At 64.4% G+C, this 23921-nt stretch carries 26 protein-coding genes and 1 tRNA gene; 13 read left to right on the plus strand and 14 right to left on the minus strand.

Annotation, left to right across the window (positions count from 1 at the left end; translation table 11 throughout):
* Nucleotides 1-40: 40 nt before the first annotated feature.
* From B7X49_RS03400 to B7X49_RS03420, 5 genes are all read left to right on the plus strand, one after another.
* Nucleotides 41-928, plus strand: coding sequence for an NAD(P)-dependent oxidoreductase (locus B7X49_RS03400; protein WP_286704499.1), 888 nt, complete (start codon nucleotides 41-43; stop codon nucleotides 926-928).
* Between the two features lie 67 nt (nucleotides 929-995).
* Nucleotides 996-1892: an NAD(P)-dependent oxidoreductase gene (locus B7X49_RS03405; protein WP_286704500.1), complete on the plus strand. Its 897-nt coding sequence runs from the start codon at nucleotides 996-998 to the stop codon at nucleotides 1890-1892.
* Nucleotides 1889-2527 (plus strand): aldolase, encoded by a 639-nt coding sequence (locus tag B7X49_RS03410; RefSeq protein WP_286704501.1) that lies wholly within the window; start codon nucleotides 1889-1891, stop codon nucleotides 2525-2527. Before B7X49_RS03405 ends, B7X49_RS03410 begins: the two co-directional genes overlap by 4 nt.
* Before the next feature lie 169 nt (nucleotides 2528-2696).
* Entirely contained in the window at nucleotides 2697-2972 is a 276-nt protein-coding gene (locus B7X49_RS03415) for a hypothetical protein (protein ID WP_286704502.1), read from the plus strand.
* A 2-nt stretch (nucleotides 2973-2974) separates the two neighbouring features.
* On the plus strand, nucleotides 2975-3364 hold the full coding sequence (locus B7X49_RS03420) for a type II toxin-antitoxin system PemK/MazF family toxin (protein WP_286704503.1): 390 nt from the start codon (nucleotides 2975-2977) through the stop codon (nucleotides 3362-3364).
* A 3-nt stretch (nucleotides 3365-3367) separates the two neighbouring features.
* On the opposite strand, the gene B7X49_RS03425 is transcribed toward B7X49_RS03420, so the two are convergent.
* Nucleotides 3368-3946 carry a DUF2889 domain-containing protein gene (locus B7X49_RS03425; protein WP_286704504.1) on the minus strand — a complete coding sequence of 193 codons (579 nt, stop codon included), beginning with the start codon at nucleotides 3944-3946 and terminating at the stop codon, nucleotides 3368-3370.
* A gap of 170 nt (nucleotides 3947-4116) precedes the next feature.
* Here B7X49_RS03425 and B7X49_RS03430 point away from each other — a divergent pair, with 170 nt between their 5' ends.
* Both B7X49_RS03430 and B7X49_RS03435 read left to right on the plus strand, forming a co-directional pair.
* Nucleotides 4117-5574, plus strand: a complete 1458-nt coding sequence (locus tag B7X49_RS03430; RefSeq protein WP_286704505.1) for an MDR family MFS transporter — start codon at nucleotides 4117-4119, stop codon at nucleotides 5572-5574.
* Between the two features lie 227 nt (nucleotides 5575-5801).
* Nucleotides 5802-6419 carry a hypothetical protein gene (locus tag B7X49_RS03435; RefSeq protein ID WP_286703802.1) on the plus strand — a complete coding sequence of 206 codons (618 nt, stop codon included), beginning with the start codon at nucleotides 5802-5804 and terminating at the stop codon, nucleotides 6417-6419.
* Nucleotides 6420-6547: 128 nt separating this feature from the next.
* Here the strand turns inward: B7X49_RS03435 and B7X49_RS03440 are convergent, their stop codons facing one another.
* On the minus strand, nucleotides 6548-6943 hold the full coding sequence (locus tag B7X49_RS03440) for a hypothetical protein (RefSeq protein WP_286703803.1): 396 nt from the start codon (nucleotides 6941-6943) through the stop codon (nucleotides 6548-6550).
* Between the two features lie 92 nt (nucleotides 6944-7035).
* Here B7X49_RS03440 and B7X49_RS03445 point away from each other — a divergent pair, with 92 nt between their 5' ends.
* Both B7X49_RS03445 and B7X49_RS03450 read left to right on the plus strand, forming a co-directional pair.
* Entirely contained in the window at nucleotides 7036-8706 is a 1671-nt protein-coding gene (locus B7X49_RS03445) for a formate--tetrahydrofolate ligase (RefSeq protein ID WP_286703804.1), read from the plus strand.
* Between the two features lie 63 nt (nucleotides 8707-8769).
* Complete coding sequence (locus B7X49_RS03450; protein WP_286703805.1) at nucleotides 8770-9771, plus strand: DUF3445 domain-containing protein; 1002 nt, start codon at nucleotides 8770-8772, stop codon at nucleotides 9769-9771.
* 3 nt (nucleotides 9772-9774) lie between these two features.
* Here B7X49_RS03450 and B7X49_RS03455 read toward each other — a convergent pair whose 3' ends face one another.
* The 4 genes from B7X49_RS03455 to B7X49_RS03470 form a co-directional block, all read right to left on the minus strand.
* Nucleotides 9775-10758, minus strand: coding sequence for an aldo/keto reductase (locus B7X49_RS03455; RefSeq protein ID WP_286703806.1), 984 nt, complete (start codon nucleotides 10756-10758; stop codon nucleotides 9775-9777).
* Nucleotides 10759-10878: 120 nt separating this feature from the next.
* On the minus strand, nucleotides 10879-11736 hold the full coding sequence (locus B7X49_RS03460) for an ABC transporter ATP-binding protein (RefSeq protein ID WP_076454379.1): 858 nt from the start codon (nucleotides 11734-11736) through the stop codon (nucleotides 10879-10881).
* A 4-nt stretch (nucleotides 11737-11740) separates the two neighbouring features.
* Nucleotides 11741-12703: an ABC transporter permease gene (locus B7X49_RS03465; protein WP_286703807.1), complete on the minus strand. Its 963-nt coding sequence runs from the start codon at nucleotides 12701-12703 to the stop codon at nucleotides 11741-11743.
* Between the two features lie 73 nt (nucleotides 12704-12776).
* Nucleotides 12777-13172 carry a hypothetical protein gene (locus B7X49_RS03470; RefSeq protein WP_286703808.1) on the minus strand — a complete coding sequence of 132 codons (396 nt, stop codon included), beginning with the start codon at nucleotides 13170-13172 and terminating at the stop codon, nucleotides 12777-12779.
* A 459-nt stretch (nucleotides 13173-13631) separates the two neighbouring features.
* On the opposite strand from B7X49_RS03470, the gene B7X49_RS03475 reads away from it, so the two are divergent.
* The gene (locus B7X49_RS03475; RefSeq protein ID WP_286838292.1) at nucleotides 13632-14915 is read left to right on the plus strand and encodes a lytic transglycosylase domain-containing protein; all 1284 of its coding nucleotides are present in this window, start codon (nucleotides 13632-13634) and stop codon (nucleotides 14913-14915) included.
* Between the two features lie 185 nt (nucleotides 14916-15100).
* Here the strand turns inward: B7X49_RS03475 and folD are convergent, their stop codons facing one another.
* Both folD and B7X49_RS03485 read right to left on the minus strand, forming a co-directional pair.
* The gene (folD, locus tag B7X49_RS03480; protein WP_286703810.1) at nucleotides 15101-15982 is read right to left on the minus strand and encodes a bifunctional methylenetetrahydrofolate dehydrogenase/methenyltetrahydrofolate cyclohydrolase FolD; all 882 of its coding nucleotides are present in this window, start codon (nucleotides 15980-15982) and stop codon (nucleotides 15101-15103) included.
* Between the two features lie 7 nt (nucleotides 15983-15989).
* The gene (locus B7X49_RS03485) at nucleotides 15990-16295 is read right to left on the minus strand and encodes a YggT family protein (protein ID WP_286703811.1); all 306 of its coding nucleotides are present in this window, start codon (nucleotides 16293-16295) and stop codon (nucleotides 15990-15992) included.
* A gap of 117 nt (nucleotides 16296-16412) precedes the next feature.
* Between B7X49_RS03485 and B7X49_RS03490 the strand changes: the two genes are divergently transcribed.
* The 3 genes from B7X49_RS03490 to B7X49_RS03500 all read left to right on the plus strand — a co-directional run bounded on the left by B7X49_RS03490 (nucleotide 16413) and on the right by B7X49_RS03500 (nucleotide 18637).
* A tRNA-Ala gene (locus tag B7X49_RS03490) sits at nucleotides 16413-16488 on the plus strand.
* A 24-nt stretch (nucleotides 16489-16512) separates the two neighbouring features.
* Entirely contained in the window at nucleotides 16513-17775 is a 1263-nt protein-coding gene (locus B7X49_RS03495) for a transcription antitermination factor NusB (protein WP_286838296.1), read from the plus strand.
* 511 nt (nucleotides 17776-18286) lie between these two features.
* Complete coding sequence (locus B7X49_RS03500) at nucleotides 18287-18637, plus strand: helix-turn-helix domain-containing protein (RefSeq protein WP_286703812.1); 351 nt, start codon at nucleotides 18287-18289, stop codon at nucleotides 18635-18637.
* Between the two features lie 234 nt (nucleotides 18638-18871).
* Here B7X49_RS03500 and leuB read toward each other — a convergent pair whose 3' ends face one another.
* The 6 genes from leuB to rimM form a co-directional block, all read right to left on the minus strand.
* On the minus strand, nucleotides 18872-19984 hold the full coding sequence (gene leuB / locus B7X49_RS03505) for a 3-isopropylmalate dehydrogenase (RefSeq protein ID WP_286703813.1): 1113 nt from the start codon (nucleotides 19982-19984) through the stop codon (nucleotides 18872-18874).
* Between the two features lie 62 nt (nucleotides 19985-20046).
* On the minus strand, nucleotides 20047-20670 hold the full coding sequence (gene leuD, locus B7X49_RS03510; protein ID WP_286703814.1) for a 3-isopropylmalate dehydratase small subunit: 624 nt from the start codon (nucleotides 20668-20670) through the stop codon (nucleotides 20047-20049).
* Nucleotides 20670-22070, minus strand: a complete 1401-nt coding sequence (gene leuC / locus B7X49_RS03515; RefSeq protein ID WP_286703815.1) for a 3-isopropylmalate dehydratase large subunit — start codon at nucleotides 22068-22070, stop codon at nucleotides 20670-20672. Before leuC ends, leuD begins: the two co-directional genes overlap by 1 nt.
* Before the next feature lie 234 nt (nucleotides 22071-22304).
* The gene (gene rplS / locus B7X49_RS03520; protein WP_029310423.1) at nucleotides 22305-22679 is read right to left on the minus strand and encodes a 50S ribosomal protein L19; all 375 of its coding nucleotides are present in this window, start codon (nucleotides 22677-22679) and stop codon (nucleotides 22305-22307) included.
* A 23-nt stretch (nucleotides 22680-22702) separates the two neighbouring features.
* Nucleotides 22703-23404, minus strand: coding sequence for a tRNA (guanosine(37)-N1)-methyltransferase TrmD (gene trmD / locus B7X49_RS03525; RefSeq protein WP_286703816.1), 702 nt, complete (start codon nucleotides 23402-23404; stop codon nucleotides 22703-22705).
* On the minus strand, nucleotides 23401-23919 hold the full coding sequence (gene rimM, locus B7X49_RS03530) for a ribosome maturation factor RimM (RefSeq protein ID WP_286703817.1): 519 nt from the start codon (nucleotides 23917-23919) through the stop codon (nucleotides 23401-23403). The genes trmD and rimM overlap by 4 nt, the downstream gene beginning before the upstream one ends.
* Nucleotides 23920-23921: the final 2 nt, after the last annotated feature.

The raw sequence follows: 23921 nt of genomic DNA on the forward strand, positions 1-23921 counted from the left end.
CCAGCCGCCGGCGACTTTCCCTCGATACGGAGTCTCCCTCATGAAAAAAATCATCTTCACCGGCGGCACCGGCAAAGCCGGCAAGCACGCCGTCGCGCATCTGGTCGAGCACGGCTATCGCGTGCTCAACCTCGACACCAAGCCGCTCGATAATCCCAAAGTCCGCACCCTGATCACCGACATCACCGATTCCGGCCAGGTGTTCAACGCCCTGTCCAGCTATACCGGCCTACACGAGTTCGACCCGTCGCTCCGCCCGGAACCGATCGATGCGGTGGTCCATTTCGCCGCCATCCCGCGCATCATGATTACGCCGGACAACGAGGTGTTCCGCATCAACACCATGGGCACCTACAACGTGATCGAAGCCGCGGTGAAGCTCGGCATTAAAAAAGTCATCATCGCATCGAGCGAGACCACCTACGGTCTCGTGTTCGCCAACGAACCGCGCAACCCCGACTATTTCCCACTCGACGAGGAATATCCGGTCGACCCGATGGACAGCTACGCGCTGTCGAAAATCTGCAACGAGCGCACCGCCCGCGCCTTTGCCCTGCGCTCGGGCATCGACATCTACGCGATCCGCATCGGCAACGTGATCGAGCCGCATGAATACGCCCAGTTCCCGCAATTCTTCGCCGATCCGGGTTTTCGCAAGCGCATCGCCTGGAGCTATATCGATGCGCGCGACCTCGGCGAGATTTGCCGCCTCGCGATCGAAAAGGATGGGCTAGGCTATCAGGTGTTCAACGCCGCCAGCGGCGATACCTCGTCGGACCTGCCCACCGCCGAGCTGCTCAGCCGCTTCTACCCCGGCGTCCCTGTCCATGGCGAACTGTCGGAATATGAAACCCTGCTCTCGAACAAAAAAACCCGCGAAGTCCTAGGCTTCAAACAAGCCCACCACTGGCGCGACTACGTCAACTGACAAAAGTTTTTTGGTCCTTTTTTTCAAAAAAGGACTACTTCCTCTTTTATTTCTATAAAGGCCCAACATGACCAAAGACAAAATCGGCTTCATCGGCGTCGGCCTCATGGGCCACGGCATGGCGAAAAACATCATCGAGGCGGGTTATCCCCTCACGGTCATGGGCCACCGCAACCGCACCCCGGTCGAGGAATTGATCGGTCGCGGCGCCACCGAAGCCAAGACCCCGAAAGCCCTGGCCGAAGCAAGCGACATCGTCTTCCTCTGCGTCACCGGCAGCGACCAGGTCATGGCGGTCACCCAGGGCGAACACGGTCTCGCCGCCGCCGGCAAACCGCTGATCATCGTCGATTGCTCGACCTCCGATCCCTCGGTCACCACCAAACTCGCGGCCAGCCTCGCCGCCGAACACATCACCCTGATCGACGCCCCGCTCGGCCGCACCCCCAAGGATGCCTGGGAGGGCACGCTCGATGTCATGGTCGGCGGCGATCCGGCCACGATCGACCGGATCCGCCCGATCATTGAAACCTTCTCCCAGCGCATGATCCACACCGGCCCCACCGGCACCGGCCACACCATGAAACTGCTGAACAATTTCCTCTCGCTCGGCTACGGCGCGCTCTACGCCGAAGCGCTCATGCTCGGGGAAAAATCCGGCCTCAGCGCCGAGACCTTCCACAGTGTGATCAGCGGCGGACGGATGGATTGCGGCTTCTACCAAACCTACATGAACTACGTGGTCGGGCGCGATCGCAACGCCCATAAATTCACCCTCTCGAACGCACTGAAGGACACCTCCTACCTCAACGCCTTCGCCCAGGCCCAGAACGCCGCCAACCCGATCGCCACCGCCGTGCGCAACTCCTACGCGCTGGCCATCGGCACCGGCCATGGCGACGATTACGTGCCCATGCTGTCCGATATCATCGCCGAGCTGAACGGCCTGCCCCCCAAATCGTGAGCGAATCCGCCCTCCGCGAAGCCATCTGCCGGTTCGGCCGCTCTCTGTTCGAGCGCGGTCTGACCCCCGGCGCCTCGGGCAACATCAGCGTCCGCCTCGAAGACGGCGGCTGGCTCTGCACCCCCACCGATGCCTCGCTCGGCTTCCTCGACCCCGCCCGCATCGCCCGGCTCGACCGCAACCGCACCCTCCTCTCGGGCGATAAACCCACCAAGGAAATCCCGCTGCACGATGCGCTGTACGACACACGGCCCGATGCCGGCGCGGTGGTGCACCTCCACTCAACCCACGCCGTCGCCCTCTCCACCCTGCCCAATCTCGACCCCGCCGAAGCCCTGCCGCCGATCACCCCCTACGCTGTCATGCGCGTCGGCAAACTTGCCCTGATCCCCTACCACATGCCCGGCGACCCCGCCGTCGCCACCGCCATCCGCGGCCTCGCCGGCCGCCACAGCGCCGTGCTGCTCGCCAATCACGGCCCCGTCGTCGCCGCCAAAAAACTCGACGCCGCCGTCTTCGCCATCGAGGAACTCGAAGAAACGGCCAAACTGGTCCTGTTGCTGCGCAACCTCAATCCACGGATGCTGACACCAGATCAGGTCGCGGCCCTGGTCAGGCAATTCGGGTTATCGTAGCAAGCTGAAGGCAAGGTAAGGTCTTCTTTTTTGTGAACAAAAAAGAAGCAAAAAAAACTTTGGTCATCTGTGCCGCGCCGGTGACGCTAACTGCGGCTCAATACCGCCCTTGCCTTTATTCCGTTATATCCGTATTTTACGGATTATCCGAAATCGAGGTATAGTGCCAATGTCGATCGACGCCATTGCCAACTTCACGGCCAGCGATCTGAAACAATCCGGCCCGATCCTCGATGCCGCAACCCAGGGCGTCGTCCGGATCAAGCGGCGCGGCGAAGCCTTCCTACTCCTCCGCGAAACTCAGTTCGAAACAATGATCGCCGAAGCAGCCGATCCCCGCCCGAAAACCCTGGCCGATCTGCTGGTCGATTACGACCCGAACGATGTAAAGCAACGCCTCACCACCTGGATCAATGAACAACCATCCGGTCGTGAAACACTCTGACCGTGCCACCGCCGGCCAAGCCCACAAATGGTCCCAAACGAGGCGACGATTTTGCACGCCACGGCTACGTCCCCGCGCTCGGCGATATCATCCATCTCGACTGGTCTCCCACCATCGGCCATGAAATGCGTGGCCCGCATTACGGCCTGGTCCTCTCCGCCACCCTGTTCAACCAGGGCACTGGCATGGTCATGGTCGTGCCGATCACGTCCAAAACCGGCAAGCTGAGCGGCTTCGAACTGCCGATCACCGCCGGGCGCGTCAAAGGTGCGACAATCCTGTCCAACCTCCGATCGCTGGATTATCAGTCCCGCAGCCTGCAATTCGAAGCGAGGCTCGATGAACCAACCGTCACCGAGGCCAACCGCCGACTGCGCCTGATCTTCCCCTGACCCTTATACCGCGCTGAGCGCCCGCGCCGCGGCCCGCTCACGCACCGCTTTCACCAACTCACCCTCCTCATCATAGGCGTGGCACGAGTTCAGCAACGCCGCCGGAATCTCCCACCGGTCCTCGCTCGCGCCACCTTCGCGCGCCGCCTTGTGCGCCTTGATGCTGAACATCGTCTGGATCGACACCGTCGCCACCTGCTGCAGCAACTCGCGCAGATGGGTGCAGCCCTGGGTGCCGCCAACGCGCTCCATCGCGCCTTTCAAAAACCCGCGTCCGATTGTCAGCCCCTCCAACCGCGCGAAATTCGGCGCAACCCCGGAGCAGATCGCATGAGGTGTCGAATCCATCGCCGCCTCCGCCCGTCGCACCGTCAGCCCGGTATCCACCGTAAGGCGCAGCCACATGCCGTGCAGCGCCTCACCCGCGTTGATCCGGCCGCGATCATGATTGCCGAAACTATACGTCTTGGTGTCGACCATATGCGCCTCGATATCGAGCATCCCGTCGGTCCGCAGATAGCCGCGGATATCGATGTCGCGCAGATGCAGCAATTCGCGGGACTCCGCTGGGCTCAATGGCATTTGGGCATCTCTCGTTCTGAATGTGGTTGCCGCATACGGTAAGCGAGCCGCGCCCACCATGCAAACCCGCGGCCCGCTGATGCATGTCAGCCTTGCTGCACCTTATCGCATAAACACCATTGCCCCCCGCCAGCGCAGGGACAATGATGCAAATCTTCAAACGGGGCCTCATGGAATACACCCACAAGCAGCGGCTACAGGTCATTTTCGGCATCATTCTGTGCATGCTGCTCGCCGCGATCGATCAGACCGTGGTGATCCCCGCCGTGCCCGCCATCGGCGCCGATCTGCACGGCTTCGCCCATCTGTCCTGGGTCGTCACCGCCTACCTCCTCACCTCGACCGCAACCACCCCGCTCTACGGCCGCCTATCCGATCAATTCGGCCGCAAAACCACCCTGATCCCCTCGATCATCCTGTTCGTCATCGCCTCCTGCCTCTGCGCGATCTCCCAAACCCTGCCCGAACTCGTCGCCGCCCGCGCCCTGCAAGGCATCGGCGGCGGCGGCCTGTTCGCCATCTCGCAGGCCGCGATCGCCGATGTCGTCTCGCCGCGCGAACGTGGCAAATACCAGGGCTGGCTCGCCGGCACCTGGGGTGTGGCCTCCACCGCCGGCCCGGTGGTCGGCGGCTGGGTGACCGATCATCTCACCTGGCGCTGGATCTTCTGGTTCAACCTCCCTCTCGGCATCGCCGCCCTCATCCTCAGCCAGATCGGCCTGCGCCAGCTCCGCCAGGTCACCCGCGGCGGGAAAATCGATTTCGCCGGCGCGGGGTTACTGACCCTCGCGGTCACCGCCTTTCTGCTCGGCCTGTCCTGGGGCGGCCACACCTACCCCTGGCTGTCCGTGCCGGTCATAGGCGTCTTCGTCGCCGGCTTCGCCCTGATCGCCGCCCTCTGGACCTGGGAACAACGCGCCTCCACCCCGCTGCTGCCGGTCCGCCTGTTCGCCAACGGCTCGTTCAACCGCCTGGTCGCGATCGGTTTTCTCACCGCCCTGATCATGTTCTCGGCCATTTTCTCGCTGCCCCTGTTCTTCCAACTGGTGTTCCACGCCAACGCCGCCCAGTCGGGCTGGGAAATCATGCCCTTCCTCGTCGCCAGCACCATCGGCGCCTACACCTCCGGCCAACTCGCGCGCAAACTCGGCCGCACCAGAGGCCTGATGCTCGTCGGACTCGCCGCCACCGCACTCGGTTTCCTCCTGCTCGGCATCCTGCCCGACACCCTCCCCCTCGCCCTGATCGTCGCGGTGTGCTTCGCGGTCGGCGTCGGCCTCGGCTTCATCCTGCCCTCCACCCTGGTCGCCATCCAGAACGCCGCACCCCGCGCCGATGTCGGCGCCGCCACCGCCACCCTGCTGCTGCTGCGCGCCATGGGCGGCGCATTCGGCGCCACCCTGGCCGGCACCATCCTCACCATGCGCCTCGGCAACGCGATCGATGCCCTGGGCAACGCCCACCACACCACCACCCCCGCATTCAACCCGGCCTTGGCCGCCGCATTCCACATCACCTTCCTCGCCGTCGCCGGCTTCGCCGCGATCGGCCTGCTGATCGGCCTGAAAGTGGAAGACGTCGCCCTGCGCGAAACAATCGATTCCGAGCCTGAGCCGATTGCGCACTGAGGGCTTCGGCTCAGGGCAAGATAAGGCAAGGCAAGCAGAGTCTTCTTTTTTGTGAACAAAAAAGAAGCAAAAAAAACTTTATGAATTTGGTCCGTGCTGGTTTCGGGTCTGTGCACCAGATTAATGAAAGTTTTTTGCTGCTTTTTTACAAAAAAGCAGACCTTCCTTCCTACCCCACCTCACACACCGCAATTGACGCCACAAACCGCGCTTGTATCCATGCGCCCATGACCCTACCGATCGGCGCCCGCACCAACATCGACGAGGAAGTCGCCCGCCTCAAGCGCGGCATCGCCCGCAAACTGGTCTATGCCGGGCTTGCGGATGTGCTGCTGCTCTGGGGCCTCATTCTCCTGATCAACGATGCGCTGATCCTGCTCGCCCCCCGCGCCGGCATCCTCACCCTAGCGATCGGCGTCGCCGGCCTGTTCGGCACCTGGGCGATCAGCCAGGTCCGCGCCCGCGCCCCCGCCCATGCCGAACACGCGCAGAAACTGTTCTGGTGCTTCGTCGCCTTCTTCGGCTGGTCCGTGCTGTGGCAGAGCCTCGGCATCCCCACCCCGCTCAGCGGCCTCAGCCTCGATCAGCAGAACGCCGGCGTCCTGTTCCAGATCACCTTCATCATGCTCGGCCTGCTGGTCCTGGGGATCTGGGTCGGCTGGGAATTAATCGCGCTAGGCCTGTTCATCCCTTCCGTCGTCATCACCGATTATTTGCTGGCGCCCGCCGGTCAGTTTGTCGCCACCGCGATTCTGACGGCCGGATTGGGCTTGCTGGCTGCCGGGCTCTGGATGCGCCTGACCGCGCGCGATATCCAGGTCGATCCGCTGGCCGTGACGCGGTAGGGAGCAAATTGGTCTTTCTTCCAAAAAACTTCCCGCCCCTCCGCCAGTCGCGCAAACGATTCAACGTCCCAAACCTGGAGTCCAAAAGTTTTTTGCTTCTTTTTTACAAAAAAGAAGCCTTGCTTTCATCAATCCAACCGCGGCTCGATCCGCCGTACCGGCGCGCTCCTCGGCGGGGCCGCCGCCGGCCGCGCCCGCCCAATCGGCTCCCGATAGGGTTCCGGCGGCGGCGCAGGCGCGCGCCGTGGCGCCTCGTAATGCGCCGCGGCCGAGCGCGGCAGCGGATCGTAGGGGGTTTCATCGATTGCGACGCCGCGCAACGGCTCGGGCAGGCGCATCGTCAGAATTCGCAGTTCCTCCTGCACCTGGTCCAACCGCTCCTCGATCGCTTCGAGCCGCGATTTCACGCCGAACACCGAAAACGGCATCGCCAGCATGGCCAGCGCATAGAGCAGCCCGATCAGCAGCAGGATCAGGCCAAGCCATTCGGGCATCCAGGAGGGCAATGTGAAGGGCAAGGTCATGCCGCTATCTACCGGTTTGGCCGTGGTGCAGGCAAGCCTTGCGTAAAGGCGCCCAGCGCGGACATAACGGTGTGCCAACCAGGGGAGGCTTCATGGCATCGGATCTCGACATTGCGCGCGCCGCGACATTGCGCCCGATCGGCGATATCGCCGCCGCCGCCGGCATTCCGGCCGATGCTCTGATCCCCTACGGCCGCTACAAGGGCAAGGTCGATTTCGGCTTCATCGAGAAACTCCAGCCTCGGCCCAACGGCGCGCTGGTGCTGGTGGTCGGCATCAGCCCGACCCCGGCCGGCGAGGGCAAGACCACCACCACCATCGGCCTTGGCGATGCGTTGCGCGCGGCCGGCAAGCGCAGCATGATCGCGCTGCGCGAGCCGAGCCTCGGCCCGTGTTTCGGCCAGAAGGGCGGTGCGACCGGCGGCGGCCATGCCCAGGTCGCCCCGATGGACGAGATCAACCTGCATTTCACCGGCGATTTCCACGCCATCACCAGCGCCAACAACCTGCTCGCCGCCTTGCTCGACAACCATTTATACTGGGGCAACGCGCTCGGGGTCGACCCGCGCAAAATCTCGGTCCAACGCGCGATCGATATGAACGACCGATCGCTGCGCGAAACCGTACTCGGCCTCGGTCACGGCGCCAACGGGGCGGCGCGCGAACAGAAATTCGACATCACCGTGGCGTCCGAGGTGATGGCCGTGTTCTGCCTTGCGAAAAACCTCGCTGACCTGCAAACCCGCCTTGCCCGCATGGTGATCGCTGAGCGGCGCGACGGCAGCCCGGTCACGCCGGCCGATATCAACGCGGTCGGCGCAATGACCGCCCTGCTGCGCGACGCGCTGCAACCCAATCTGGTGCAAACGCTCGAAGGCACCCCCGCCCTGGTCCATGGCGGCCCGTTCGCCAACATCGCACACGGCTGCAACTCGGTCATGGCCACCACCACCGCCCTCAAACTGGCCGATTTCGTGGTGACCGAGGCCGGCTTCGGCGCCGATCTGGGTGGCGAGAAATTTCTCGACATCAAATGCCGCCAGGCCGGTCTCGCCCCGTCCTGCGCCGTCGTGGTCGCCACCATGCGCGCCCTGAAAATGCACGCCGGCGTCGCCAAGGCCGATCTCGGCACGCCCAACCCGGCAGCGGTCGCCGAAGGTGCCTCGAACCTGCGCCGCCACGTCGCGGCGATGCGCGCGTTCGGCCTGCCGGTGATCGTCGCAATCAACGGCTTCCTCGGCGATACCGAGGCCGAACGCGCGGCACTGCGCACGGCACTCGATGCCGATAAGATTACCGCCGTGTTCTGCACCCATTGGGCCGATGGTTCGGCCGGCGCGGCGGAACTGGCCAAAGCGGTAATCGCGGCGACCGAGGCGAAATCCGCGCGCTATGCGCCGCTCTATCCCGATGATATGCCGATCGCGGACAAGCTGCGCACCCTGGTGCAAAAAATCTACGGCGGTGATGATATCGACCTCGCGCCCAAAGCCGCGCGGCAAATCGCGCGGCTCGAGGCGCGCGGCTATGGCAATCTGCCGGTGTGCATGGCCAAAACCCAATACAGCTTCACCGCCGATCCGACCCGCCGCGGTGCGCCGAGCGGTTTCACCCTGCCGATCCGGGAAATCAAGCTGTCGGCCGGTGCCGGTTTCATCGTCGCACTGGCCGGCGATATTCTGACCATGCCCGGCCTGCCGCGAGTACCCGCCGCCGATAGTATCGGTGTCAACGCCGATGGGGAGATTTTCGGGATTTTCTAGCCTCGTGATCCATCCGTCTGTTTTCGATGCACTCTATAAGGTCTGTGGCGCCGGCGATCGCGGATGCTGGCAATGCGCGATCGGCGCATCATGCAGCCCGGCCTGGGCGGCGGTGCCGGACCGATGATAGGCTGCCAGCCCATGACCAAGCGCGATCCCGGCGCCGACCCGATGGCGCCGTTACCCCCGCAACCGCTGTACCTGCCGTTTCAGCCCGGTCCGTACCGCGCGAGCATGGGCTTGTTGTCACGGCCGCTCGAGGCGCTGACCGAATTCGACACGCAGTACCCGGTGCAGATCGCGCTGCGGCGCGACCTGCTCGCAACCCGGCATGACGAGGTGTTCGCCGCGCTGCCACACGCGGCGGCGATGTGCGCCGAAGCGCTCGACGTGCTGGTGGCGCATCTGCTCGCGGATCGCGCCGGCTGGTTCAGGCGCAGCGGCCGCACATTGATCAACCGGCTGACCGATGAACGCTGGGATCTCGATGCGCCAGTGTGCGATCCGCTCGAACTGGCGGGGCGGCTGGTGCAGGAGGATCTGTGTCTGCTGGCACCCGAAACAGGCCTGCCACTGGTCGCTGCCGTCCTCTGTTTTCCGTCGCGCTGGCGATTGGCCGACAAGATCGGTCGGCCGCTCGCTGCCATCCATGGCCCGGTACCGCTCTATGCCGAGCGACTGGCAACGCCGGTCGAGCGATTCATCGAAAAGCTTCGGTCAGGGCGACTGGTGGAGCGGTTCAACTGGTCGATCCACGACGATCCCGCCCTGTTCCAGCCGCACGACCACGACGATGAGACCGCCGGTGCGATCACCGCGGCTGATGCCGGCACGCGCCTGACCTTGCGCATCGAACGCCAGACCCTGAGCCGGCTACCCGCAACCGGTGCCGTGTTGTTCACCATCCGCACCCATCAACAAAGCCTCGCGCGCGTCGCGGCGATACCCGGCGCGGCAGCCGCGCTGCGTGCAACGGCCGCCAATTTGCCGCCGGATGTGACGGACTACAAGGGTATTGCCCGTATTCGAGCAGTGCTGGACGAATTTCTCGCGCCGCTGGCCTGACGTCTACCGGTTGAGCGCCGCCATCTGGCCGGCGGCGTAGCGGGTCCCTGAAGCGGAACCGGGGGGCATCGCGCGGTCGAGTTTCGCGAGGTCGCCCGCCGAAAGCGGCACATCGAGGGCTGCGAGGTTTTCATCGAGGTGATGGCGTTTGCCGGTGCCGGGGATCGGCACCACGTCACTGCCCTGTGCCAGCACGAAGGCCAGCGCCAGTTGACCGGCAGTGCATTTCAGCCGCTGGGCCATTTCCTCAAGAATCGTCACCAGCGTGAAATTACGGGCGAAATTCTCGCCAGTGAAACGCGGTTGCGCGCGGCGGACATCACCCTCGGGGATATCGTCCGGCGCTTTGAACGCGCCGGTCAGGAACCCCCGCCCGAGCGGCGAATAGGGCACGAAACCAATGCCGAGTTCGCGCAGGGTCGGCAGCACATCCGCCTCCATGTCGCGCGTCCAGAGCGAGTATTCGCTTTGCAGCGCCGCGATCCGGTGGGTCGCATGGGCGCGGCGGATCGTGTTGGGCGCGGCCTCCGACAGGCCTATGTAGCGGATTTTGCCCTGGCTCACGAGGTCGGCCATCGCACCCACGGTCTCCTCAATCGGCACGGCGGGGTCGACGCGGTGCTGATAATACAAATCGATGATCTCGACGCCGAGGCGCTTCAGACTGGCATCACAGCTTTGCCGCACATAGTCCGGCGTGCCGCAAACGCCGCGGAAACTGCCGTCCGGCCCGCGGACATTGCCGAATTTGGTCGCGATGGTCACCTGGTCGCGAAACGGCGCCAGGGCGCGGCCGAGCAGGATTTCGTTGGCCCCCATGCCATAGATGTCGGCGGTGTCGAACAGCGTGACACCACGCGCGACGGCGTGGCGGATGGTGGCAATCGCCTCGTCATCATCGCGTCCCGCATAGAAATCCGACATCCCCATGCAGCCGAGGCCGATGGCGGAGACCACCAGCGAACGACCCAGCCTGCGTTCGTTCATCGGTAATCTCTCCCGAAACGGTGCGAACAACGTCTTTCCATAGACCATGCATGTGGCCGATCGGGGCGGCTTGGCAAGCGGGAGACCGGAAACAATGCGCGAGCAGGCGATCAAGCCTGCTCAGGCGACCTGGAATTGTTCCGGCGCGGCCTCGGCGGCATGCGGTGCGTCCTTCGCCAGGCCGGCGGTCGCGGCGCGGGCGGTGATGGCGGCGCGCGCCTGGGCGAACTGGTCGGGCGGCAGATATTGCGACAGAACCTCATCCGGCGTGCCGTCGGCGCGGACCTGGCCCTGATCCATCCAGATCACGCGGTTGCACCACTGCATGATGACATCCGCCGAATGGCTCGACAGAACAAGAATTTCCGCGCCGCGCACCATCGATTCCAGGCGCTCGCGCGCGCGGCCCATGAAGGCGGCATCGCCGGCGAGGATCCACTCATCCATCAGCAGGATCTGCGGCCGGATCGCGGTGGCGAGCGCGAAACCGAGGCGCACCATCATGCCCGACGAATAGATCCGCACCGGCAGGTCGATGAACTGGGCCAACTCGGCGAACGCCGCGACATCCTCCTGCAGGCGATCGATATCGGCGGCGTGCAGGCCGCTGAACAGGCCGCGCAGGCGGATGTTCTCACGCCCGGTAAGGTCGGGGTTCATGCCCTGACCGGGATCGAGCAAGGCTGAAAGCGCGCCATCGATGGTGATGCGCCCGCCGCTGGGTTCATAGATGCCGGCGAGCGTACGCAGCAGCGTGGTCTTGCCGGCGCCGTTGGAGCCGATCAGGCCGAGCCGATCGCCGGAGCGAAGCTCGAAATCGACCCCGCGCACCGCCTGCACGACGACGCGCTTGCGCGCATCCTCGCCCAACCTGCCGCGGCCCGAGGCAGCGGCGAACATGGTCTTTTTCAGGCTGCGGCTCTCGCCGTGATAGAGCGGGAAATCGATCGAGAGGGTTTCGGCGCGGATCATGGCCATGGCGTCAGACCCAGAAGGCGATGCGGCTGCGAGCGCGGACGAAGAACAATCCTGAAATGAAGATCAGGGCCGCCGAGTAACCGAGCGCGGAATCCCAGGTCGCCACACTCGGCATTTCGTTCAGCAGCGGCGCACGCATGATTTGCAACAGCGAATAGAACGGGTTCCAGTTCAGCAGAATGACGCCAATGCCGCGATCCTTGAGGATGGCGGGGCTCCAGATGATCGGGCTGACAAAAAAGGCGATCTGCATGATGCTGGCAACGATCGGCGGCACGTCGCGGAAACGGGCACAGAAGCCGCCGAGCAGCAACGACACCGCCATTCCGTCGATCAGCCAGAGGCCGAACGCAGGTAGCGCCATGAAGGCGGTGCGGCCGGGCCAGGTGTCTTCCAGAGCGAACACGATGACGATCACGATAACGGAATGCGCCAGCACCATGACGTTGCGCACCACCGAGCGGGCGGCATGCATCGACATTGGCATGCGCATGGCATGAATGGTCGCGTTGTTGGTGGTGTAGGCGACGCACCCGTCCGTCACGGTGGCCGTGATGAAATTGTTCCACAGCACCAGCGACAGCGACAGGAACGGCAGATAGGTGTGCAGATCGGTCTTGAAGAGATGCGAATAAACGAAGCCGAGCGCCGCGATCATCACGCCGGTGGATAAAGTGAGCCAAAACGGGCCGAGCAGGGAGCCTCGGTAGCGGAGCTTGATATCGAGGAAGGCCAACGTCCAGACTAGGCGCCGCAAGGTCCAGGTTTCGGCGAGGTCGCGGCCGGCCTGCGCAATCAGCCCGGGCCAGCCAAGGCCGGCGGTGATGACCAGGTGCGCGTCACGCCGGTTCAGCACCGTGCCTTCGTCCGATGCGGGGGCGTCCGTCGATGCGGGGACCGGCAGCGTCCCCGGCGCGGCATCGCCTGGGACGGTTTCGGGTTTGGGCCTGGTTGCCGTCGTGCTCATGGTCTGGCGATACAGGAACCGGACAGGCGCTTCAACCGAACCCCGGGCATCCGGCCGCAAGCTTGCCGCGATTTCATGTCGGGGGGCTGGGCGGCAAAGGAGCCAATCTTGTGGTGAGGCCGCGCAGAATCTCGACGCGCTCGCCCGGGCGCAGACTGGTCGGCTGCGGCTGCATGACGGAAATGATGGTGCCGCCGGTCTCACGCACGATGAATTCGGTAGCCGGTGCCAGGGTTTCACCGGCACTGGCCGGTGCGCCAAGCGCGCCGAGCACACCACCCTCGGCCCCGGCAATCTGCAGCATGACCAGACGGGAGGACAAAATGGTGCCGGTGAGCATGGTCGCCGGTGCGGCCGCCATCGGCACGGCGTTGGGGCGTGTGGCGCAGGCGCTTAGTCCGGTGAGCAGTGCCAGCGCAGCGAGACCGCCGGTGCGTAAACCTCGTTTCGCCGCTCGGGGATGGGACATGGCAACTCCGTGATGGACGGGACAATAAAACCTCGTGTTGAAACATAGGTGGAAATCAAATCATGTCTATCGATGGGGGGCGTTCCAGGCGGTAGAGCAAGAAGGCTCTTCTTTTTTCGAAAAAAAGAGCAAAAGACTTTTTGATCTCGGGTGGGGCAGACTCTTGGGTCGGGCGTCGCAACCGATGAGCGGATTCTGCCGCTTGGATGCATTTGGTGGTTGCCATGAAATCACCATTAAGTTAGGGGTTTATGAGGTGAACTTAATTTACCGTTCGAGGCGTCGCGCCCGGCTGGCCGGTTCGGCCGCGCGCCATGGTTTCGCTCTCGGGCGGCATGGGATGCTTTACACCGCATAAATCGCCGCCACGGCGGCGAAAGGGAGACTTCGCTCGTGCAGCATGGTTCGACAGTGACGGTTCTGCCCACCGCAAAACCGCGGGGCGCCATGATGCGAAACTTGGCGGAGCGAACCCGGCGCGCGCCTAAATTGGCAGCGCGGCTGGGTGGTGTTGCGGTGCTGGCGCTGCTCTCGGCCTGCGCATCGCACGAGTCGAGCCTGCCGCCGACCCAGCAAGCGGCCAATTATGCCGCGCATTCGCCGGGCGACTACACCGCACCCGGCCCGGCGAGCGACCCCTGGGGACCCTATATCGAGCAGGCCTCCGCGCGGTTCGATGTGCCAACCCGCTGGATCCGTCAGGTGATGCGGGTGGAATCGGGTGGTCACGAATATATGCACGGGCACCTGACGGTATCCTATGCCGGAGCGATGGGGCTGATGCAGTTGGAGCCCGAGACCTATCGGGAGATGGCGGCGCGCTACGGGTTGGGCAACGACCCGTACAATCCATACAACAACATCATGGCGGGGACCGCCTATATCCACGAAATGTACCAGATCTACGGCTCGCCGGGGTTCCTGGCGGCCTATAACGCCGGGCCGGGCCGGCTCGATAGCTACCTAGACTACAAACAGCCGCTGCCGGACCAGACGCGCCAGTATGTCGCGATGATCGCACCAAACATCCAGGGCGTGTATCCGGCCAGCCAGCCGGCGGCCGTCGATGTCGCGATGAACGCCATGCCGAACAAGATCCGCCCCGGTATTCGCGGCGGCTATCAGGACGCATCGACCGAATCGCTCAACGCCTCGCAACTCGCCGCGACCCCCCCCCTGCCCGCGCCCGTCGTGAGGCCGGTGGCCGCACCGCGGGTCGAAACCGCCATGATTTCGCAGCATATCGAAGCCGCCGCAGTACCCGTCATGCCGCAAGCACCGCGGCCGCAACCCGCGCCGCGCCAGGCACCGGTGCAGATGGCGATGGTGACGCCGCCACCCGTCGTCGAACGGGCGCGCTATACGCCGCCGGCGGCCCGCGTGATGCCGCCTGTGCATCGTAACGTCGGCTTTTCGCTGATCCCCTCCGCCGAGGCCGCGGCACCGCCGCCCCGGCCGATGCTACGCCAGACCGCGACACGCAGCACCGCGACGCGCTGGGGCATTCAGGTCGGCGCCTACGATACGCCAGCCCACGCCAAGGCCGCACTCGGAATCGCAGAACTCTCGGCCGTCTCGTCCCTCATCAAAGGCCAGCCTGTCGTGCAGTCGATCGCGACTGCCCATGGTCAGTTTTTCCGCGCCCGCTTCGTCGATCTGCCACACGAACAAGCGATCGCGGCATGCCAGCGATTGAACCGCGGGCCGACCGGCTGCGAGGTGCTATCGCCGGCGGCGCAGTAAGGCCAGGGGGCGCTGCCGCGGACTTTCCGTCGATCTGGCCTGGGTCGCCCTCCCCTTGCCTAAAACGAATGGATTTTAAAGCCCGGCGCGCGTCGCGCGCCTCATTATATGGTAGCGGGCATCTTGCGCGCGGGGCCTTTGGCAGGGTCCAGGGGCGGAGGAGCCGAAGGTTCCAGCGATGCTCTTCATCGCTGAAATAGCTCCGAGGGAGGGCCCCCGGCCTTGCCTGCCCGCCGGCGCCCAGCAGCCAGCAGCGTGTTGTCCAGCAGGCACGCGATGGTCATGGGGCCGACGCCACCGGGGACGGGCGTGATGGCGCCGGCGGTGGGCAGGGCGGCTGCGAAATCGACATCGCCGGTCAGGGTTCCGTCCGGGGTGCGGTTGATGCCGACGTCGATGATGGTCGCACCTGGGTTGATCCAATCGGCGGTGACCATGTTGGCGCGGCCGACGGCGGCGATGAGGATATCGGCGCGACGGCATTCATCAGGCAGGTTGGTGGTGCGCGAGTGGGCGATGGTGGTGGTGGCGTCCGCGGCAAGGAGCAGGGCGGCCATCGGACGGCCGACGATGTTGGAGCGGCCGAGGATGACGGCGCGGGCGCCGCTGATGTTTGTGCCGGCGGCGTGCAGGAGGTGCATGACGCCGCTGGGGGTGCAGGGCACCAGGCTTGGGGCGCCGAGGGCGAGGGCGGCGACGTTGTCGGGGTGGAAGCCATCGACATCTTTGGCGGGATCGATCGCGCGGATGATGACGTCGGTCGCGATATGGGGCGGTAGGGGGAGTTGGACCAGGATGCCGTCGATATCCGGATCGTCGTTAAGAGACTGGATGGTCGCGAGGAGGCTGGACTGGCTGGTTTCGGCGGGCAGGCGGATGCTTGAGGCGTTCAGTCCGGCGGCTTTGGCGGCGCGGTCTTTGTTGCGGACGTAGACGGTGCTGGCAGCGTCGTCACCCACCAGGATGACCGCGAGGCCAGGGCGGTAGGGCAGTGCTGCGATGCGTGTCGCGATGGTTTCACGCAGGGCAGCGGCGATGGCTTTGCCGTCGATGATGCGGGCCGTCATGATCGGGTTACTGGTATCCGTTGAGGGCGAGGTGGGCGTAGAGGCCGGCGAGGAAGATCTGCACGGCGCGCAGCAGCAGGAAGGCGATGATGAACGAGATATCGATGCCGCCGACGGTGGGGATAAAGCGGCGGAACGGGGCGAGGAAGGGTTCGGTTGCGCGGATCAGGAAATCTTCGATCCGGTAGACGATTCGGTTGCGGGTATCGAGCACGCCGAACGCGAGCAGCCAGCTGAAGATGGCGGCGGCGATCATGATATAGATGTAAATCTGGATGACTTCGTTCAGAAACCAGAACACGGCTGCGAGCATTGTTGCCTCCAAGGGTCGCTGCCGGGTTAGCGAAGACCGCGCGATCGTGCAACGGCGGGGAAAGCGGGGCCGACTCTTGACTTCATCGTCCATTCGCGCGATGCGCCCACCTGGGATGGGGCTGTAGCTCAGTTGGGAGAGCGCCTCGTTCGCAATGAGGAGGTCAGGGGTTCGATTCCCCTCAGCTCCACCATCCCACTCCCTTGCAAAGGTGATCATGAATTCGATGGACCGCGACCCGACCCGCGACGCAGCGTTTGCGTTGGTGAGCGGCGTGCTGGATCGGCGCCGGCCGCTGGACCAGACGCTGGATCAGCTCTCCGGCATCGACGCGCGTGACAAGGCGGCGGCGCACCGGATTGCCGCGAGCGTGTTGCGGCATCTGGGTAGTATCGATGCTGTGCTCGAGACGCATCTGACCAAGGCGCCGCCGGCGAAGGTGCGGCATATACTGCGGATCGGCGCGGCGCAGGCGTTGTTTCTTGGCGCGCCGGCGCATGCTGCGGTCAGTACATCTGTTGCGCTGGCGCATGGTCAGGGGGTGGGCAAGTTTGCCGGGCTGGTGAATGCGGTGCTGCGCCGGGTGACCGAGGCCGGCATGGCGGCGCTGGCGGAGCTTGATCAGCCGCGGCTGGACACGCCTTCGTGGCTGTGGGCCTCGTGGGGCAAGGCCGCGCGGGCGATTGCGGTGGCGCAGCATTTCGAGGCGCCGCTCGATGTTTCGATGACGCCCGGGGCGATGCCGCCGGAGGGGGCGATGCTGCTGCCAGGCGGTTCGGCGCGGCTGCCGGCGGGGAGCGATGTGACCGCCCTGCCCGGCTTTGCGGATGCGGCGCTGTGGGTGCAGGACGCGGCGGCGGCGTTGCCGGTGCGGTTGTTCGGTGATGTGCGCGGGCGGCGGGTGCTCGATTTATGCGCGGCGCCGGGCGGCAAGACGATGCAATTGGCAGCGGCGGGGGCGGTGGTGAGCGCGCTCGATCGGGACGGCAAGCGGCTGGATCGGCTGCGGCAGAATTGCGCGCGGATGGGCATGGCGGTCGAGGTGGTGACGGCGGATGCGCTGACCTGGCGGCCGGACCAGACTTTCGAGGCGATTTTGTTGGATGCGCCGTGTTCGGCGACCGGGACGATCCGCCGGCATCCGGAGATTCCGCATTTGCGGCGACCGGGCGATATTGCCGATTGTGCGGCGATGCAGGACCGGTTGCTCGATGCGGCTGATGCGATGCTGGCGCCGGGGGGCACGCTGATTTACGCGGTGTGTTCGTTGCAGGACGAGGAAGGCTTCGGCCGGGTGGCGGCGGCCTGCGCGCGGCTGGGGTTGCAGCGACTGCCGCTTACGGCCGAGGATGTTCCCTGGTTGCCTGAGGCAATTACGCCGCTGGGGGATTTGCGGACGCATCCCGGGATGTGGGCGGATCGCGGCGGGATGGATGGGTTTTTCGCAGCGCGATTGGTCAAGGCGGTGACTGCGACGTGACGGGCGGTGGTGTGGTGGCGGACTGAGGCTTGAGTTGGCGGTACCGCGTAGGTTTCGTGGCAGCGAGATTATTTATCAGTATTACAACTTTACAATACAAATGTCCGAAGTGGATCGCGCTGTACTGGTATATTGTACCTTTGTCGTGCGGATGGGCGTGATATCGCTGGGTGGTTCGGGATCCTTCCAAGCGAATGGCACTGTCCCCGATGCCGGGGCGATGACCGAAGATGCAGTGTGGGGCAGCCGGATTTGTGATCGGCGGCGCGGTTGCGGCGTGAGGCCGGCGAATGGCCGATATGGCGGATTAACTGGTCGCTGCGTGTCCCGACAAATCGTTCATTTTTAGCGACTATTAATGATAAACTCTGATTCATGCCCATAGGAGATTTTTATCCCGAAATCGGATCTTTATTGACACATGCGGGACCGGCGCAACGTATAAAAGTTTCGATTCGATACGGGTTCCGGCGCCTAACGCGATAACAAACGCTGGCATTCGGATGGGGATATGTATATGTTGCGCGTCATGTCAGTAAAGAAACAAGTTTCCACAGATTCGGTCGGCCAGCGGATCCGTGCGCTCCGCCTCGCGAATAACCTTACACAGGATGAGTTTGCCGCTCAGCTTGGGGTATCACGCTCGGCGATTGCGCAGTGGGAGACCGACCGGGCGGGACAGGTGAGAGAGAATCTCGAGCGTATATCGAAGGTTCTGGGAACGTCGCTGGCGTATCTGGTGTCGGGTGAGACTGGATCATTGCAAGGCGATGAGTTGGCGTTGATGCGGCTTTATCGCGCCTGTGCGCCCGAAGACCGGCAGATTCTGCTGCGAACGGCGAAGCGACTAGCGCGTAGCTGACGCTTGGGATCGGTGCCGAGCCGGAGATCGCGACGGCCTTTGCCGACGATCACGTGTGACCATAACAATTATCAAGTGTAGACGACGTGCCGACTTGCAAGCTGGGTGATTTGACCAGAAAAGCTGCCGGTATTTATGTGATCATTCTACAACGACCGGTTGCCTAAACTGCTAACAAACTCCCTGTTAGATTGTAAAATTTGACCGCGTACAATTTTTGCGTGAATCTGACGATCAGTCGGCGAGCTTATCCAGTTCGCGCATGACGGCGTCGCCCATGGTGCGAGTGCCGATTTTGGCCGTGCCGGGTTGCAGGATGTCGGCCGTGCGCATGCCGCTGGCCAGCACGCCGGCGACGGCCTGTTCGATCAGCGCGCCGTCTTCATGCATGTCGAACGAGTAGCGCAGCAGCATAGCGAGGCTGAGGATCTGCGCGAGCGGATTGGCCTGGCCCTTGCCGGCGATATCGGGCGCGGAACCGTGGATCGGCTCATAGAGGGCGTGGCGACGGCCGCTGGCATCAGGGGCGCCAAGCGTTGCCGAGGGCAGCATGCCGAGGGAGCCGGTGAGCATCGAGGCGAGGTCCGACAACAGATCGCCGAACAGGTTGCTGGTCACGATGACGTCGAATTGGCGCGGGTTTTTGGCGAGTTGCATCGCGCAATTGTCGGCGTACATGTGGGAGAGTTCGATGTCCGGGTATTCGGCCTTACCGAGGGCCGCGACGGTCTGGCGCCAGAGCAGGCCGCTTTCCATCACATTGGCCTTTTCGACGCTCATGACGCGGCCGGCGCGCTTGCGGGCGAGTTCGAAGGCGACGCGCGCCACGCGCACGATTTCGGGCGTGGTGTAGACTTCGGTGTTGACGCCGCGCTTGCTGCCGTCCGGCAGGGTTTCGATGCCGCGCGGCTCGCCGAAATAGATGCCGCCGGTGGCTTCGCGCACGATCATGAGGTTGAGGCCGCGGACGATTTCGGGCTTCAGGGGGCTGGCATCGACCAGCGCATCGAACACCGGGGCGGGACGCAGGTTTGCGAACAGGCCGAGGCGTCTGCGGAGTTCGAGGATGGCGATTTCGGGGCGGTTGGCGAAGCCCTGGCTGTCCCATTGCGGGCCGCCGACCGCGCCGAACAGCACAGCATCGGCTTCGAGCGCGCGCTCGATGACGCGTTCGGTGATCGGCTTGCCGTGGACATCGATCGAGGCGCCCCCGACCAGATCCTCGGCGAGGTCGAACCGGGCGCGGCCAGTGCGGGCGAGCCAGTCGATCACCCGATGGGCCTCCACCATGACCTCGGGCCCGATGCCGTCGCCGGGCAGGAGCAGCAGTTTTTTGTTGGGGATCATGGGTCGGGGTGCTCCGGGATCAAAAGTTTTTTGCTACTTTTTTCAAAAAAAGCAGGACTTCCTTAACCTTCGAGGACGATCTTGGGTCGCCAGGGCTCGGCATCCGTCCGTGCCTCGAACACATCGATCGAAGGAGATTTTTCGAGTGTCAGGCCGATATCATCGAGCCCTTCCAGCAGGCAGCGCTTACGAAACGCGTCGATCTCGAAGGGAAATGCCTCACCATCCGGGCGGGAGACCGTCTGGGCGGCGAGATCGACGATGATCCGGGCGTTGGCACCCGATTCGGCATCGTCCATCAGCGCGTCGCATTGCGCCGGGGGCAGCACGATCGGCAGGATGCCGTTCTTGAAGCAGTTGTTGAAAAAAATATCGGCGAAACTCGGCGCGATGACACAACGGATGCCGAAATCGAGCAAGGCCCAGGGGGCGTGTTCCCGCGAGGAGCCGCAACCGAAATTTTCACCGGCGATGAGGATGTGCGCTTGGCGGTAGGGCAGTTTGTTGAGGACGAAATCGGGGTTTTCGCTATCATCGGCACGGTAGCGCAGCCCGGCGAAGGCGTGGATGCCGAGACCGCTGCGCTTGATGGTTTTCAGGAACCGGGCGGGGATGATCTTGTCGGTATCGACATTGCTCATGCGCAGCGGGGCGGCGATCGCTTCGAGGCGGTCGAACTTGTCCATCACGCCATCTCCCGCGCATCGATCAGGGTGCCGGCAACCGCGGCGGCGGCGGCCATGGCCGGCGAGACCAGATGGGTGCGCCCGCCCGGACCCTGGCGACCCTCGAAATTGCGGTTACTGGTGCTCGCGCAACGCTCGCCGGATTTCAGCTTGTCCGGATTCATGCCCAGGCACATCGAGCAGCCGGCCTCGCGCCATTCGAACCCGGCATCGATGAACATCTGCGCGAGACCCTCGGCCTCGGCCTGGGCTTTGACGAGACCGGAGCCGGGGACGATCATGGCGCGGACATGCGGCGCCACGCGACGACCGCGCAGGATGCCGGCGGCGGCGCGCAAATCCTCGATCCGCCCGTTGGTGCAGGAACCGATGAACACGGCATCGATCCTGGTGCCGGCCAACGCCTGGCCCGGCCGCAGATCCATGTATTCCAGCATGCGTTGCATCTGGCCGCGTTTGCCCTCATCGGGCTCCGCCGCCGGGTCCGGCACATGACCGGTGATCGGCACCACCGTTTCCGGGCTGGTGCCCCAGGTGACCTGTGGCACCAGGGTGCCCGCGTCCAAAATGACCACCTTGTCGTAATGCGCGTCATCGTCGGAGGCGAGCGTGCGCCAGTACGCAATCGCGCGATCCAGCGCTTCGCCCTGCGGCGCAAACGGGCGGCCGCGCACGTAATCGAACGTGACATCGTCCGGCGCGATCAGCCCCGCGCGCGCACCCGCCTCGATCGACATGTTGCACACCGTCATGCGGCCCGCCATGTCGAGCGCACGAATCGCCGCGCCGGCATATTCGATGACATGGCCGGTGCCGCCGGCCGTGCCGATCTGCCCGATCACGGCGAGAATGATGTCCTTGGCCGAACAGCCGGCCGGCAACACGCCATCGACCCGCACCAGCATGTTCTTCGCCGGTTTCTGCAACAGCGTCTGCGTGGCTAAAACGTGCTCGACCTCCGACGTGCCGATGCCGAACGCCAGCGAACCCATCGCCCCATGAGTCGATGTATGGGAATCGCCGCATACGATCGTCATGCCCGGCAGCGAAATCCCCTGCTCCGGCCCGATGATATGCACAATGCCCTGACGCGCATCGACTACCGGAATATAGGGCACGCCGAACTCGGCGACATTCCGCTCCAGCGTCGCGACCTGCAACGCCGATTCCGGCTCGGCAATGCCGGCGGCACGATTCTCGGTCGGAATATTGTGGTCGGCCACCGCAATCGTCGCATCGACGCGCCGCACCCGGCGCCCGGCAAGACGCAACCCCTCGAACGCCTGCGGCGACGTCACCTCATGGACAAGATGCCGGTCGATATACAGCACAGCCGTACCATCCGGCATCACATCAACAACATGCGCCTGCCAAATTTTGTCAAACAACGTCGATGCCATGCGGGTCACTCCGGTGGTTTGAGGCTGGGTGAGCAAGGCAAGGGGGCTTTGCCCCCTTGACCCCCGCCAGGAACTTAGTTCCTGGACCTCATTAGTTTCAGATGAGAGGGGGCGTCACGTCCGGTGCCTTGCAAAAGCCGGTGCCCGCCCCCTCTCATCTGAAACTAGCGGGGTCTGGGGCCTAAGGCCCCAGCGGGGTCCAGGGGCAGAGCCCCTGGCCTTCCTGACCTAACCTCAAGCCGCCGGTGTTTCCCGCGCGGCTTCGGCGATGCGTGCCGATTTACCGCGGCGGCCGCGGAGGTAATAGAGTTTGGCACGGCGGACGTCGCCGCGACGGGTGACGGCGATTTCGGTAACGTTGGGGGAGTAGAGCGGGAACACGCGTTCGACGCCTTCGCCGTAGGAGATTTTGCGCACGGTGAAGTTGGAGTTGATGCCGCGGTTGGAGCGGGCGATGCAGACGCCTTCGAACGCCTGGATGCGGGTGCGTTCGCCTTCCTTGACGCGGACGGAGACGCGCAGGTTGTCGCCCGGCTGGAAGTTGGGGACGCCGCGGGTTTCGCCGAGTTTGGCAATTTGTTCGGCGTCGATGGTCTGGATGACGTTCATGGGCTGGTCCTTTCGAGGTCTCGTTATGGCCGAGCCGGCTGGCTGGCAATATGGTGTGCCCACAGATCGGGTCTGCGGGTTTTGGTGATGGTTTCCGCCCCGGCGCGGCGCCAGGCGGCGATGCTCTGGTGATTGCCCGAGAGCAGGATGTCCGGAACGGCGTGACCGTTCCAGTCGGCCGGGCGGGTGTAGTGCGGGTATTCGAGCAGCGGGGCGGAGAAGCTTTCGTCTTCGGCGCTCTCGGCCGCACCCATGACGCCGGGCAGCAAGCGGATGGTCGCGTCGAGCAGGGCGAGGGAAGCGATTTCACCGCCGGCGAGAACATAGTCGCCGATGCTGATTTCCTCGGCGTTGCGGGCATCGAGCACGCGCTGATCGAAGCCTTCGTAGCGGCCGCAGAGCAGGATGACGCCGGGCGATGCGGCAAGCGTTTTCACGCGGGCTTGCGTGAGCGGCTTGCCGCGCGGGGTCAGAGCGATCAGGGAACGATGGTCGGCAACCGAGGCGATGGCGGCGTCGAGCACGTCGGGTCGCATGACCATGCCGGCGCCGCCGCCGAACGGGGTATCGTCGACCGCGCGGTGGCGACCCTGGCCGAAATCGCGGATATTGACGCAGTCGAGCGACCAGATGGCGTCGCCGAGCGCGCGCCCGGCGAGGGAATGGCCGAGCGGACCGGGAAACATCTCGGGAAACAGGGTGAGGATGGTGGCGCGGAAGCTCATTCCCGCACCTCAATCTCGCCGCGGATCTCAATCGGCGGCACGACGATCGCGCGTTTTGCCGCGAGGTCGATTTCGGGCACGACCGCGCGGGTAAACGGCAGCAGGGAGCCGTCGTCAAGTTCGAGGCTAGCGCCGGCGCCATAGTCGTGCACGGCGGTGATGGTGCCGTGCGTGGTGCCGTCCGCGCCGATCGCGGCAAGGCCGATCAGGTCGGCGAGGTAGAACTCGTCGTCATCGGCCGGTGGCAGGGCGCTGCGCTCGACGAACAACTGGAGGTTAACCAGCTTCGCCGCGGCATCACGGTCCGCCACAATGTGCTTGCCCGTGGGTTCGTGCAGGGTGATGCGGGCGACGCCTTCGGTGATCCAAGCGAGGTCGATGGTGCGGCCGCGCTGATCGCGCAGGGCGAAATCGGCCAGCGATGCGGGGTTTTCGGTGTAGGCGTGCACATGCACCGCCCCCCGTACCCCGTGCGGCTTGCCGATGACGCCCATCAGAATCAGCGCATGATCCATCG

Source organism: Acidiphilium sp. 34-64-41 (assembly GCF_002282635.1).
GTDB lineage: Bacteria > Pseudomonadota > Alphaproteobacteria > Acetobacterales > Acetobacteraceae > Acidiphilium > Acidiphilium rubrum.